We start from the raw sequence: 14,406 nt of genomic DNA, 5'->3' as shown, positions 1-14,406 counted from the left end.
TTATAACCATTTTATTCATGAGGGATTATGACAACGGGATTCTTTTTGTATCACCTGGACAAAACCACCTGCGGCGGACGCATTCTGTCGGGCGCGGAGGATGATACTTATGAAATCGGCGGCATTGAGCGCCAGCAGGTCAGGGAGGGCGATCCGGTGACCTGCGGGAAGCATCCCGGGCGCTTCCGGGTCTGTGGCGGCATGGGGGATACCTATGAAGTCGGCGGCGTGCTGAAAGTGTGGGCGGGGTCTCTCGACAGCTACAGCTCCTGTCCCTGCCGGGCGAAGTTTATTCCTTCCGTCGAGACGCACACCTATGAGAGAGATTGCAACGCCGGGCTTGCGGCAGAGCGGGCACAGGCTGCGGAGAGAAAGGCGCAGCAGTCCGTTGAGCCTGAGCAGCACGCGCAGGCGGCGAAGAAAAAGAAACGGGAAATTACGCTGACGATAGGAGTGTTCTTCGACGGTACCGGCAACAACGCGGATAACAGTGCAGACCGTCAAAAGGCCTGCACCGGTGAACATTTTGGGCTGAATGATGCCGATGCCCAGTCTGCTTTAATTCAGTGCACCCGGCTGAAACGGGGTTACAGTGGCACTGCTGCCGGCAGTTATCTCGGCTATTACACCAACGTGCACTGGCTCAATACGCTGTATACCACCGATTTCCCCGATGACGGAACGCAAGGGCAGCAGGCTATTTATATCGAGGGGATCGGCACAGAACGTGGAGAAGGTGACAGCTCTTACGGAATGGGGACCGGACGGGGCGACACCGGTGTGGTGAGAAAAACGGACAAGGCTGTCGCGGCACTGGCTACTGCTATCAAAGACTATTTAGCCAAGCCATCCGAAACTGATGTGGAACTCGTCAGGGAATTGCAGTTTGATATTTTCGGATTCAGCCGGGGAGCGGCTGCGGCGCGACATTTTGCCAACCGGGTATTCAGTCAGGACAGCGCGATTATTGCGGCGATTAAGACCGGACTGGCTGGCACTGAATTTTCCGGTACGCCCGGAGGTAAAACCCGCTTTCTGGGGATATTTGACACCGTGGCCGCTATCGGAACGCCGGTTAACGGCCTCAATCCGCACAGCGCGGACACCGGCGAGGTTAATCTGGTGCTGCGCCCTGGCGTGGCGGAGAAGGTTTTTCATATCACCGCGCAGCACGAGTGCAGGTTTAACTTCGCGCTGAACAGCGTGAAATCGGCGTGGCCGGAGCTGGCCCTGCCCGGTGTTCATTCCGACATTGGCGGCGGCTACAACCCTGACGAGCACGAAGCCTGCTTCCTGACCCGGCCGGAGTTTGAAACGGTGCCGCTTTCCACCCCGGATACGGAAACGCGAATTTACCGGCAGACCTGCACGCAGCTTAAAGCGATGGATGGTTATCCGGCGATATCGCCGCTGCTGAATGCGGTGGCGGTGAATGCGGACACCTGGCATGACGACAGGCTGGCCGCCGACCGCTACGGCACGCCGCAAAAGCGCAGCGGTGCCGCGCTGGTAATTGACCGCCCCACGCGTAATGACTGGTCGAAGGTAGTGCTGCGGGTGATGCTCGATGCGGCACAGGATGCAGGCGTGATATTCGATCCTATACAGCCTAAAGATGACAATCTGTCATTGCGATCTGAGTTAAATAGCCTGTGTAAAAAAGCGATAGTGATGGGCCGAGCTGCCCGCAGCGGTCAGTCTGCCCCCGGTTTTACCACCCCGGAAATCCTGATGCTGGCCGAAAAGTATATTCACTGCTCGGCCAACTGGAACAGTGTGGTGCGTGACGGTCAGGGGGTGATCAGCGGAGCGGTCAAACCGGCGAAGCTGGTGACGTTCACCAACCGGCCGGACGAGCGCTGGCAGCGGACGGTCTACGATATGGACGGGAAAAAAATATGGAAATAATTCGTCTGGCCGGTCTGATCCCGGTGCTTGTGTTGACGGCCTGCCACGGTACTGACCAGCCCAATACCTCAGTCAAAAATGATGTGCTGACGGAGTGGAAATTTAACTTTTTCACGCCAAAAGCACTGCCCGCAGTGGTAACGTTCGCCGTTGTCCAGGGGACTGATGGGACGATTTATCGGTTTAATACTCTCGATAGCACGAAGGCCCTGAATGGCGTGATTGGTGAATGGAACGATAGTGCTCGCGCCCTCAATGGGCACTGGAATCACGTTGATAGCGCCCCAAAGCATATTCTTTTTTGCTGGGACTCGGTGATAGACAAAAAGGTGTATGAAACCCACCTGACCCTCCCTAAGAGCGTTGTGGAAAAAATGCTGAATCCTTATGGGGAACATTATCCACATAATACTGTGCAAATTGGGTTGGCTCCTGAGGGGAAGGTTGCTGTCTGGTTAAGTGGGGTAGCCCGGGGGGAACTTAGTTATCGCGTAACACCATCAGTTATGAAAACAGTGTCTGGAGATAAACTGGATATTTGCAAAGGAATAACGCGGTTTTCTAACGGCTATGAGTACGGAAAAGATACCGAGAATTTTATCAAAGGGAAAAAATATCCTTACGGTAGTTGGTAAGCAACCTATTTAACCCGGGAGGATCTTCCCAAGATTCTCCCGGGGCTTGGTGGTCAATTTTTAGCCTTAACGTACAATAATTTTCGATATCCAAACTGACCCCTAGTGGGGCAACGCAATATTGATACCTCTGAATCGCTCCTTATTGCCCGGCATAACATTCCATGCCTGCAACCCGGTGAAGGGTTGGCAGAGCGCCTTCAGCAGGCCATTGCCGGGCGCGCAGTCTATGTCCATCTGGATTGCGACGTGCTGGAACCTGGGGTCGTGCCCACAGATTATGTTATCGCAGGGGGGCTTACTCTGGCAGAGCTGAAGGGCTGCTGTGAAATGCTGGCTTCTCAGCCTTTTGTGGGTATTGAAATTGCCGAGTTTCAGTATTGCCGGGAAGGGCAAGAGAATGCCGTTTCACCCGAACCTCTGCTGGAGGCGCTTTCTCCACTTCTGCAAAGAGAGGGAATGAAGTGAACCGCTGATGCTCTCCGTCTGTTTTCAGCCAGAACAGCAATCTGGCTGAAAACAGAGCTGCTTTTCACTCCTGTAACTCATTCAGGAACTCTGCTTCCTGGCATCATTAGAAGAGGGCAGATGGTAAAAATCCTGTAGCTTGCTGTGGTTTTCACGCAAACGCTGAGGTGAAGCATATCCGCCATTACGTCCTGCCGTAAACTGCACAGAATGTTGCAGAAGCCATTTTCTGGCTTTCCATATTTCTATAACACGCAGGTCATCACTTTCCTCTGCAGCCATCTGTTTAAGCTGAAGTGACAGGCTTTCACTGCTTACCTCTTTCCGGCTATCAATCAGGCTCATGGTAGCTTCGCCGAGAAGAATATGGATTTTATCGTAATCGTCAGAATCAGACATTTTCTCCTCCTGTTAAATAGTAATTAAAGCTTAATACGCTTCCTGACATTTGTGAAATAAATACCACAAAAATAATTTAACTGATTTATTTCCTTTTGGGGAATTTAGCTAACTTATTGAATATAATAAATTTTAAATATTATAAATAATATTTTTTCTGCTGGTTATTTACCGTCTCATTTAACTATAAAAAATAACAACAGCGCGATAATCCTCCAGATTTATCTTAAATACTGCAACGCTGAAAGTATATTTGAATTAAACCTTTTAATTATTTAGTAAGAAATATTTATTAAAAAAACGCAATAAAAGCGTTGGTACGGGCGTTAATGCGCAATTGAATGGTTAATTATTTTTATGTTTAAGGGTGATATTCTTATTGCTATGAGAAGCTGCCTTTATGACTTTAGCCAGCCCGCAGCGGGCTGGCTTGTCAGAGGGATAGAGCGGGCTTGTTACACCAGCACGGCGTTATGATGCACCAGATGATCAGCCAGCGTATAGGGCGCATCGCTAACCAGATTACTGTCAACAGGGGCCGCCGCAACATGAGAGAGAGTTGCTACAGCATCACTCTGTGCCAGGGAAACCGCTCCGGCTGAAGCTTCATCTTGCGCAGCGGAAGGTGAGTAGTAGTCCAGCAACGCATCCATATTTACTGCGTTCAGATGTGAAGCCACTGTGACAGTGTCACTGGCTGAGGCACTGTTACCCGCGCTGTCGTGTGCCGTTACCTTCAGTTCATAATCGCCATCATCCAGCGGGGCAAGCGCCCCGGCAGGAATGGTCAAAGCCCAGTGGCCATCAGCCTTAATGGCCGCGCTATAGCTTTGATCGCCGAGTGTTAAAGTGACCGTACTGCCCTGATCAAGGTGGGTCGATGTTCCCTGTAGCAGATGCCAGGTATTCACATCGTTAGCATCGACTACGTGGTCATCAAAAGGGGTATTCAGCGTCAACGTAGGCAAATTATGGGTTGCCACATTGAAGAAGTCCGTAAGCGTTTGCGTATCGCTGTTGCCGTACTCGTCCCAACGGTGCGCGAGAGCAGTGACGGGACCCTCTGCCAGCGCCAGCAAATCTTTGCTGGGAAGTATGATTTCTCCGTGATCAGGCAGGTACGTTTTGCCATTTATCTCCAGTTCATTCACGCCTTCTATATAGAAGCTGAGGTCATGCTGCGCTTCCTGATAATTCAGCGTCATATCGCCGCCGACAGACATTTCGTAATAGACGGGTATAAAGCCAGTGATGATATTCAGCTCATGTGTCATATCGGTGTAGTTTTTCGCACCGTCATGATACCAGGCATGAATTTCACCGTTCCGGGTGAATCCCGGCATATCGGCAGCGGTCACCAGTAGCTGCCAGTGTCCCTGAGCATCTATCGTAGCAAGGTGATCTTTGCCATCGGCCCCTGTAAGAATCAGCTCCTGTCCCACCGTAACGGTAGAGAGCGACCCGCTGAACAGCAGATCGTGCTGGCTTTCAACCAGGTTAATGACGTTGTCATCAGTAACGTTGTCAAAGTGGATGTTCGGCACGCTGCTCATATGTGTAATCAGCGTCAGGTCGTGCGTCACGGTGCTGGTTTTGCCATTGGGATCGACTGCGGTGACGCTCAGACTATGAACACCATCCTGCAAAGTCAGTAACTGCTCCGAAGTGAAATGGCCGTTCCAGGTCCCGTCACTGGCTGCAGAAGCTATTACGCTAAAAGCACCCAGTTTCAGCGTGATTTTGCTGCCGCTGGCCATATGGGTTGAGGTGCCGCTGATATCCACACCATAAATACTCTCCGCATAGTTAACCGCGTTATCGCCGCTGACAGTATCGATCGCCACCGTTGGCTTGATGGTCTTATCAACATAAACGCCAAACCTGACCGAAGTATCGGTGCTGTTACCGGCACTGTCCGTAATGGTGAGCTTCAGGCTGTAATTGCCATCAGGCAGACCCTTCAGCACCTCCGGCGGCATCGAAGCGTTCCAGTAACCCCACTTGTTCACTGTACTTACCCAGCTTTGATCATTGAAGCTGAGAGTCACGGTAGAGCCTGCTTCGCCCACTGCCTGACCACGCAGGTGAATTGGCTTTGCTGCTTCCCAGGCCGCAATCACGCCATCAGTAGCGATGGGCTCGTAAGGACGCAGGGCTGCTGGAGCATCCGCAGTCACTGCGCTGACCGCTAAGGTATTATCAGCGGGCGCGCTGAGTGTGCTTTCACTCTCCTGGGCAGAAACCGGGATAACGATACGGTTAGCCTCTGCGGGAAGGGGTGTTTCAAAAACAGCATAATCACTGACTGCGGTCTGGAAAATAGAGTCCAGACGGAGGGAGCGGTAATCGTCGCGTTGAGACATAGATAACCTCGATTCATAATTTAGGCGCGCAAGTCATCAGCACCACTCAACATTGCCGGATGACGGATCGGTTTGCAGGCCGGATTAAACGGCCCGTTTCCACTAGTTGAAACGGTTTACCCACGGGCAAAAAAAACATAAATGCGTCAATTTTCGGAACGAACAGGAAACTTATTTTTCTGGTTTTATACTCAGGAAGGTGTTACCCCGCTTAAGATGAGCTCACCCTAATCGTTCGCAGGATTTATGAATAGTGGCCTAAATCTGGAAAGCGCGATAATCACGCCGGGGTAGCAAAAATAGTTAGCTAAACGTGTAAAGCGAGATTTTAGAGGCACCCGCGCAGACGCTCATCTGTGCGGGTGTTAAAGGGCAGGAGTTGATCCGTCCAATGCCGGGTAAACCGGAGAGGATGAAATTAATCGTGGTAAACCTGGCTGCGTCCGCCATCAATCAGAATATCGGTGGCATTAATAAACCTTGCTTCGTCAGAGGCCAGGAACAGGGCGGTATAAGCCACTTCATCAGGTTCACCAATCCGTTTACAGGGTAATAAATCCTGCTGTTTTTGGCGTTCTGCCTGCGGGTCCGGGCAGCTGGCCAGCCACTCTTCTGCAGCCGGAGTCATAATAAGCCCAGGAGAGATACTGTTGATGCGGATCCCCTGGCTGGCATACTCCACGCCAAGCGAGCGGGTCAGGCCAATCAGCCCATGTTTCGCAACGGGATAGGGGAAGGCTCCCGGTATAATTTTGTGACCATGTACGGAAGCCACATTAACAATATTGCCGTACTGACGCTTCAACATGCCTGGCAGCACGCTGCGTATCAGATTATAAGGCCCCTGAAGATTTACGTTCATGCAGTGCTGCCACTCATCACCAGTAAGTGCTAAAGGATCACGAAAGACATTAAGACCTGCACTGTTAACCAGAATATCTATATGACCAAACGTGGCTTCAATCTTTCGTACAGCCTTCTCAATCTGTTCGGGATGAGTGACATCTGCCGCACAGGCCAGAGAGCGTTGTCCTGTTTTTTTCAGGCTGGCAGCCAGCTCTTCAGTTGTTTCCAATGTTAAATCCAGCAGGGCGACGTGCGCGCCTTCGCGGGCAAAAAGCGTGGCGATAGCATTACCAATGCCGCTTCCGGCACCGGTTATTATTGCGGTTTTATCTTTCAGACGTGCTGACATTTTCGCTTCCTTATGATCAAGACGGGAGAACCAGCCAGTCCGCAAGTTGCCAGCGCTGGCCGCCACGGATTAACTCAATCAGTGGCCAGTTGCCACTGCGTGTCAGCCACTCCTGGCCCTGAGCAGTGAGTAAAAGCGTATCTTCGCTCTTTACCCCCTTTAACGTAGGGTTCCAGGCCTGCGCAGTATCGGACTTCAACTGGCCTGGGGTGTGTGGGGTGACAATCCAGTCACGGCAGCCATAGCCAGCCGGCCCTCCCTGGTGATGCTCTCGCCAGCTTTCGGGCCACCCACGATCCCGGTAAGCCCGCTCTGTATCCGCAAAGATCGCTTGCCAGCTGCGGTTGATTTGTAAGGCAGTAAGAATATCAGCATGAATTTCTGCCAGCATCATAATACGCTGGCGCAAAGCGGGGTCAGGTTCGCCAAAATGTACCATCCGGGTCAGGCTTACGTTCAGGCCAGCCCGTTCCGCGCCCAGCGTAATAAGCATCTTCTTTGACAGGCGCGTTTCGCCCGGTACAGGATGTTTGTAGGCTGCAATGCGTTCATCAGCCGCAATTAACGTACAGACCGGTCGGATACCGCGCTCAAGGCATCTTTTCACGATTTCCGCCTCTACTTCCCGTTCACTGAGGCCGGTTTCCAGCTGGCGTGCAACACCTTCAACAAGGTCAGCCGTCTCCCTGCCCAGATCGCGAAAGCGCTGCTTTTCGTTATTGTTTAATCCCTGACGTAACTCAGGCATCTTATGGCCGATATTTACCGCTGAGGCGAGAGGAATATCACTGCCAATTTTCAGCGGCTCAAAGTTTTCAAGTGCGGCTTCCAGTGAGACGTACCACGGGTAAGTGCGTGTTTCGCTGTGAAAGGGCAGCGGCTCTTCTGCAAGGATGCGCGGCATTTCATTATCAGGCGCCAGAAGAGTGACAGTATCAGCGGTAACAAGCAGACTGGCGACGCCGGTTTCGGCACGCTCTACCACATAATAGCTGGCACCCTCTGTCAGCCAGGCAACATTATCCCGCCGGTTAAGCAGTAGCGCATCCAGCTGCCAGGCGGCAAGAGCAGCCCGAAGAACCTGTAATTTCTCACTCATATTACGACCTCTGCTTGTGGATCGGGGGAGGCAGCCCGCTCATGATCCATAATTAAATCGGCAGCACGGTGGGCAATGGCCATCACTACAGCATTGGTATTGCCACTAATAATATTGGGCATAACAGAGGCATCCACGACGCGGAGTTTCCTGCATCCCCGCACCCGTAAGTCGGAACTCAGTACGGCCATCGGGTCGCTCTCATGCCCCATGCGGCATGTTCCTACCGGGTGATAACCTGTTTTCACCATTCTTTTGCAATGTTCAATCAGCGCTTCATCACTCTTTACTTCCGCTCCCGGAAAGATTTCCTTTTCTACCATCGAGCTGATAGGGCCTGCCGCAATGACTTTGCGGGCAAAATGAAAACCTGCCAGTGTGCGTGTTAAATCGTCCGGATGACCAAAAATTTGCGTATCCACCACCGGCATAGAAGCGGGATTTGCATCATGCAGGGTTACGCTGCCGCAAGCTTTTGGTCGCAGTAAAAGGGAGTTTATGGTGACGCCATGACCCGGATCGGCGCCCATCACATCACGATCGAGATAGACTGTGGGTACGCAAAACATCTGAATAGTCGGGATGCCGTTGAAATCAAGCGGGTCGAAAAAGGCACAGGTTTCAACCCCTGTCGTGGTGACCGGACCGGTTTTAAACAGCAGATACTCAATGCCGGCTTTGATCATCGGCCAGCCGCGATCCTGTCCATAATAGCCCCAGGCGCCACGGGTGGTGGCTACGACCGGCACCTCGTAGTGATCCTGTAAATTCTGCCCAACGCCCGGAAGGTGGTGACGTACAGGTATACCCCGTTCGGTAAGATGATCTTGCGGACCAATGCCTGAAATCATCAGGAGTTTAGGCGTCTGATAGGCTCCGGCTGCCAGGATAACCTCCTTATTTGCCTCAACATGATATTCCTTTCCCGCCCGCCGATACCGAACGCCCCTGGCTTCATTGCCTGCAAAGACAATTTCCTGCACCTCTGAGAGCGTTTCAATCACCAGCCGTTTGTTGTCACGCAGAGGAGTAATAAAGGCATCCACCACGCTACAGCGCTTGCGGGTTTGCCAGTCAATCGTGTGCTGCATAAACCCAACGCCAAAGGGATTACCGCTGTTGAAGTCTGCCGTATAGGGAATACCCAGCGTCTGCATCGTTTTCACATAGGCGCGACTGAGAGGACTGAAGTGGCCAAGGTGAGATATTTTTAGCGGTCCTCCGGTGCCATGATTGGGCGCGCCCAGATGATCGTTATCTTCAACGGCCGTGTAGTGCGGCAACAGCGAGTCCCACGACCAGTCATAACCCTCATGCTGCAATGCCTGGTTCCACTCCTCATAATCCTGGCGATGTCCGCGCATATAAACCATAGCGTTGACGGTAGAGCCGCCTCCCAGCACTTTTGCCTGCGGCACAATGACGCCGCGGCCATTCAGCTGCGGCTGCGGCAGGGTTTTGTGGAGAGTAAGATATTTATCGCTGGCGAGATATTTCATATAGCCAGCCGGCATTTTCAGAACGGGGTGATACTCATCACTGCCCGCCTCCAGCAGCAGAACAGTGGCATTGCTCTCTTTGACCAGCCGCGAGGCCACAATAGAGCCAGCGCTGCCACCTCCCACAATGATGTAGTCAAAACGTTTCATCTCTTTCCCTTTATTCCGAGGTCACTGAATCCAGTTTGCGTAAGCGTCTGGCCGCGGGGTTATTCTGCTCACCCGGATCAAGCGGGCTGAGCAGGAAGCACCATGAGGTCACTGCGCTAATGAGATAGAGCAGGGCATAACACCAGATAACGCCTTCTGTACCGAACAGCGCATTTAATCCGCTATAAAGCGCCGGGCCGAAGAAAGTAGAGAGTCCCGCCGCGAAGCAGTAGATAGCCATCGCATTGCCTTTGTCTTTAGTGGCGCAAAGCGAGGAGAAGAGCGCGGCTGCTGGAACATAACCACAAAGCGTAATGCCATAAAGGCAGGCGCAGATCACGCTGAGGATGAAGCTTCCACCGCTCCACTGCGGCACGAAATACATCAACAGCATCGCTATCCCCGACCCCAGGCCGCCAAAGAAAGTCAGCACCTTGCGCCAGCCGATGCGGTCACTTATCTTGCCAACAATAGGGTTAAAGCTCATGCCCACCAGACCCATGATGGTGATCAGGCTGAGATATTCTGTCTGGGAAAAACCAATACGCTCGGTGAAAAACCCAGGAAGGAAAATAAAGAAGCCAAAATAGGGCGTTGTATTAATGATGCGAACCACGGCAGCGGCGGCAATGCGCGGCTCACGCCACAGGATATCAATACCGCCCATCAAAGTTCGCCACGTGCCCTGGCTTCGCTGTTGATCGTCCAGCAGAGAGCTGTAGCCGCTTCGCTCTTTAACGGCCAGCAGCATGATCGCCATGCCCAGCACCACAAGGACCAGCGAGAGCCAGAAGGTGCCATACTCGCCGATCGCTCTGATAGAGAAAATGGCCACTAACGAGCCCAGCGTCGGCAAACCGCCGGTAAATGCCAGCCAGAACCAGCCCGTTGCCGAGCCGCGCATCTCCGTGGGAGCGGCCGACTGTATCCACACAAGAAAGGCATAGGCAAACATCGGATAGGCAACGCCACGCACGCCATAAGTGAGAGCAATGCCGACAAAGCTCTGCGCCGGCAGAGCAAACGCCAGGAATAAAATCTCAAAGACTATCCAGATAGTGCCGCCCAGCAACATCACTTTACGCGGGCCTATCAGGGTAGAGAGCGAGCCGGCAAGCCAGGAGCCAAGCGTCACCGTGATGCCGTAGAAGGCGATGACCGTGGCGGCAATATCCAGCGTAAAACCGTTATGGCTTAAATAGGGGGCGAGGTAGTTAGACTCGACGCCGTCGCCAATCATAAAAAGCAGGACGGCAATATAACCCCATGCCAGCGCAGGCGGGATGCCGAGCCGAACGAGCAGAGAAGAGGCTGCCGGTGATGTTGTAGTTGTCATAGCAGGTGGTTCCGTTTGTAGGGTTATGTATCAGGCCTGGTAAATGAAACGTTCACCCGGCATCAGCAAATGAAATTTCTTTCCCGGGTAACGGGTCAGCATGTCATCAACGAACCAGGCAGGATTGTCACTGTTACAGCTGAAGAGATCGTAATGACAGGGCAGCAGGAGATCGCTGCCTATCGCATGGTGCAGGTCCGCGGCGTCACGAAAACTCATGTTAGGCATGATGCCGCGTGCTTTGCGCGCAGCGTCGCCGCCGTTAATGGGGAGCAGGGCAATGTCAGGTTTAAGAGAGTGCATCTGAGCCTGTAATGCCGGTGTAACCAGCGTATCGCCGCTGTGCCAGAGACTGAGGTTGTTACAGGTAATGTGGTAACCCAGATAACGATCGTTACCTTCCTCATCGCATTCATAATCGCTATGCGCCGCTGCTACAGGCAAAATTTGAAATTCCCCTGCCTCAATAAGTTGCCCGGTTTTTGCGAGGTGTATCTGACTGGCCATGGCTGGCTTCTCCCTTTGCAGGGCGCGGCCATCAGGAGCCGGGATCCAGTACGGCAGCTCCGGTGAACAGAGTGCAAGCGGCTCCAGTGTGCCCCAGTCCATATGGTCATCATGATAATGGGTAATCAGGATAGCGTTGCAGACTGCCAGCGCTTCCGGCGGCAGCACGGGCGGGAAGCGGCGTACAAACTCCGTACCAGGATTATGACGTTCGATGGCATCACTCAGGTAAGGATCGATGGCCAGCAAATCACCTGCATGATTTTTGATAATGATACCTGCCTGTCCAAGGCTCCAGATAGCCAGCGCATTGGCGGCAACGCAGGTGTTAACCAGCTCCTTTGCCAGGCAGACTGGGTCTCTGAGTATAAATGCCATAATCCCTCCTCGTTGCTTGATGAAGACGGACTTTAAAGCAATCACAGCGGCATGGCTGAAGGTACAGTCACAGAAGTCAGTTAACACTGTTTACTGAAACGGGCATACTCAGAACAGGCCAAATCAGACGGGCAACACTAATGAACCAGCAGGGGTTAAATAATTCTCAGGTGCGTAAGCACAACAAAGCGCTCTTTATGAGGCTGATGTGGCGACATAAACGGCTGAGTAAATCACAGCTGGCCCAGCTAAGCGGGCTGACTATTCCGGCCACCAGTAAAATTCTTCAGGAGCTGATTGATGAAGCAAAAATCGATCGTACTGATGTAGCGCTGAGCCATCGTGGGCATAACGCTGGCAGTTTTCAGCTTCCTGCAAGTGGTCCCTGGACGCTCTGCATGTGTATCACGCCCACCCGCATTGAGTTCCAGCTGGCGGATGCGCAGCTGGTGGCCAGGGGAGAATGTCAGCAAAAAACCATTGCTGTGGTTTCGCCTGAAGCCCTTCTGACAGAGACAGAAGCGCTATGGCGAACGGTCTGCCAGCAATGGCCCGGCAAAAAAATAAACCTGGCGCTGGCGGTACATGGACAGGTTGATCCCACTACCGGCGTTTCTCAACATATGCCCCAGGCGGCGTGGAAAGCGCCTGTTGAGCTGAAATATCTGCTGGAGGAGCGATTAGGGATTGAAGTCAGAGTCGATAACGACTGCATTATGCTGGCGCTTGCAGAGAAGTGGCTTAACAGTAATCAGCAGCGTGAGTTCTGCGTGATTAACGTTGATTACGGGATAGGATCATCCTTTGTGATCAATGGCGAAATTTTTCGCGGCAATTTATACGGCAGCGGGCAGATAGGGCACACGATAGTGGATCCTCAGGGGGCACGCTGTAGCTGTGGCCGCCAGGGGTGCCTTGAAACGGTCGCCTCGCTAAGCGCGCTTAAACAGGCTGCACGTTCGAAAAACAGTGAAGTACCGCCTCAGACAAACCGACAGCTTTTTGCCGCCTGGCAGAAAGGGGAACCCTGGATCGCGGCCTGGGTAAATCATGCAGCCGAAGCCATCGGTATGAGCCTGTATAATTTCCTGAATACACTGAATATCAACCAGATATGGCTTTATGGCCGGAGCTGCGCCTTTGGTGAAAGCTGGCGTCAGGCCATTATCAGGCAAATTGATTTTAATCCTTTTGATCCCGGCGACAACCTGAAAAGCCGCGCGACTAATATCCATTTTGGCGAATTGGACCGGGCGAGCCAGCTTTTAGGGATTGGTTACCTGTATGTAGAAAATCCCTCTTTGCACTCAGCTGGTTCACCATTATGACAGGGTCAGGTTCAGCATTTATATAAGGTATGTATCCCGGCTGGGAAAAGGAATTTTCATTACGAAACATCGGTAAATCCCGCTTGTCTGCTCTGCTATTTTAAAAATGCGCCAGAGATTTTAAACGGTTGGGGGCGCACAAAACGCGACTGAGTTATTTTGGCGCAACTGACCAGATGGCTACAAGGAGTTGATAATAACCGGTGGGAATGTAATGCCTGCCGGCAACATCCGACAGGGCCTTCACAGATTACTCTATTTTGACGCTGAACCCGGTTCCGAAAGCAGGCGGTGCCGCTGTGCTTTCTGTGGTTCACTCTGCATGCGGTTCATGATATCACCCTCATATTCAGCATCATCGCTGCCGTAAACATATTCGTGACCGCTCATAAGCGCATACCAGGCCCGCGCGGCGACTTCACTGGGTTTCGTTGGCTGGCTGGCGCCAACCTGGGTATCACTCTGACCAGCATTCTTAAAGAAGTTGGTTTCGGTTGCGCCTGGTAGCAGCAAAGTCATATTCAGACCAGACCCTTTCAGCTCATTGCGTACAGCCCAAAAGAAAGAGTTCACAAAGGCTTTGGTGGCGCCATACACGGATTCAAACGGGACCGGGGTTGTGCCGGAAATGGATGAGGTCATCAGCACGTGACCGCTGCCGCGCTTGATCATTTCAGGCAAAAATATTTTTGACAGATGAACGTAGGAATCGACATTAAGGCGAATAAGATCCAGCTCTTTTGCCAGTTCAGTCCCGTCCGGCTCGCCAATAAACCGTCCCCCAAGACCCTGACCAGCGTTAATCACCAGTGCATCAATGGCAAAAGCCGCTTCATCCACTTTCGCCTTCAACATCTCAATGGCATCATAGCGGCTTAAGTCTGCTGAAAAAGAGTGAACTGCGCCACCAAATGCTTTCAGTTCTGCACAGGCCTTTTCCAGTTTTTCTTCGTTGCGTGCCACGGCAATAATGTCATAATTATTTTTGGCGAAAAGTTTTGCAATTTCAAAACCAATGCCACCTGAAGCTCCGGTAATCAATGCTGTTTTTTGACGCATAATATATTTCCCTTCTGGTTAATCAAAATCATATTAACCTTAGCATTGAATATTTAAGCGTGCTCTCAGCGGAGGATGAGAT

The 14,406-nt window shown here is 52.2% G+C and carries 12 protein-coding genes; 4 read left to right on the top strand and 8 right to left on the bottom strand.

The annotated features are described in order from the left end of the window. Positions 1-27 precede the first annotated feature (27 nt). The 3 genes from SD961_RS18200 to SD961_RS18190 all read left to right on the top strand — a co-directional run bounded on the left by SD961_RS18200 (position 28) and on the right by SD961_RS18190 (position 3,011). Positions 28-1,908, top strand: a complete 1,881-nt coding sequence (locus tag SD961_RS18200) for a phospholipase effector Tle1 domain-containing protein (RefSeq protein ID WP_318791745.1) — start codon at positions 28-30, stop codon at positions 1,906-1,908. Next, complete coding sequence (locus SD961_RS18195; RefSeq protein WP_318791744.1) at positions 1,899-2,543, top strand: DUF2931 family protein; 645 nt, start codon at positions 1,899-1,901, stop codon at positions 2,541-2,543. The genes SD961_RS18200 and SD961_RS18195 overlap by 10 nt, the downstream gene beginning before the upstream one ends. 105 nt (positions 2,544-2,648) lie before the next feature. After that, positions 2,649-3,011 carry an arginase family protein gene (locus tag SD961_RS18190; protein WP_318791743.1) on the top strand — a complete coding sequence of 121 codons (363 nt, stop codon included), beginning with the start codon at positions 2,649-2,651 and terminating at the stop codon, positions 3,009-3,011. Positions 3,012-3,092: 81 nt separating this feature from the next. On the opposite strand, the gene SD961_RS18185 is transcribed toward SD961_RS18190, so the two are convergent. From SD961_RS18185 to SD961_RS18155, 7 genes are all read right to left on the bottom strand, one after another. Further along, positions 3,093-3,410 carry a hypothetical protein gene (locus tag SD961_RS18185; protein WP_318791742.1) on the bottom strand — a complete coding sequence of 106 codons (318 nt, stop codon included), beginning with the start codon at positions 3,408-3,410 and terminating at the stop codon, positions 3,093-3,095. Between the two features lie 455 nt (positions 3,411-3,865). Continuing rightward, positions 3,866-5,773 (bottom strand): Ig-like domain-containing protein, encoded by a 1,908-nt coding sequence (locus SD961_RS18180; protein WP_318791741.1) that lies wholly within the window; start codon positions 5,771-5,773, stop codon positions 3,866-3,868. A gap of 418 nt (positions 5,774-6,191) precedes the next feature. Further along, positions 6,192-6,968 (bottom strand): SDR family oxidoreductase, encoded by a 777-nt coding sequence (locus SD961_RS18175; RefSeq protein ID WP_318791740.1) that lies wholly within the window; start codon positions 6,966-6,968, stop codon positions 6,192-6,194. A gap of 16 nt (positions 6,969-6,984) precedes the next feature. Further along, positions 6,985-8,067: a M24 family metallopeptidase gene (locus SD961_RS18170; protein WP_318791739.1), complete on the bottom strand. Its 1,083-nt coding sequence runs from the start codon at positions 8,065-8,067 to the stop codon at positions 6,985-6,987. Further along, a complete protein-coding gene (locus SD961_RS18165; RefSeq protein ID WP_318791738.1) occupies positions 8,064-9,716 on the bottom strand; it encodes a GMC family oxidoreductase in 1,653 nt (550 codons plus the stop codon). The genes SD961_RS18170 and SD961_RS18165 overlap by 4 nt, the downstream gene beginning before the upstream one ends. Positions 9,717-9,726: 10 nt before the next feature. Continuing rightward, complete coding sequence (locus SD961_RS18160; protein WP_318791737.1) at positions 9,727-11,052, bottom strand: MFS transporter; 1,326 nt, start codon at positions 11,050-11,052, stop codon at positions 9,727-9,729. A gap of 30 nt (positions 11,053-11,082) precedes the next feature. Beyond that, positions 11,083-11,937 (bottom strand): MBL fold metallo-hydrolase, encoded by an 855-nt coding sequence (locus SD961_RS18155; protein WP_318791736.1) that lies wholly within the window; start codon positions 11,935-11,937, stop codon positions 11,083-11,085. A gap of 140 nt (positions 11,938-12,077) precedes the next feature. Between SD961_RS18155 and SD961_RS18150 the strand changes: the two genes are divergently transcribed. Continuing rightward, on the top strand, positions 12,078-13,265 hold the full coding sequence (locus SD961_RS18150; protein WP_318791735.1) for an ROK family protein: 1,188 nt from the start codon (positions 12,078-12,080) through the stop codon (positions 13,263-13,265). A 255-nt stretch (positions 13,266-13,520) separates the two neighbouring features. Here the strand turns inward: SD961_RS18150 and SD961_RS18145 are convergent, their stop codons facing one another. Further along, the gene (locus SD961_RS18145; RefSeq protein ID WP_318791734.1) at positions 13,521-14,324 is read right to left on the bottom strand and encodes an SDR family NAD(P)-dependent oxidoreductase; all 804 of its coding nucleotides are present in this window, start codon (positions 14,322-14,324) and stop codon (positions 13,521-13,523) included. Positions 14,325-14,406 lie beyond the last annotated feature (82 nt).

The sequence above is a fragment of the Erwinia sp. MMLR14_017 genome, assembly GCF_033657285.1.
Lineage (GTDB): Bacteria > Pseudomonadota > Gammaproteobacteria > Enterobacterales > Enterobacteriaceae > Erwinia.
This window is presented reverse-complemented; position numbering and strand designations above follow the sequence as displayed.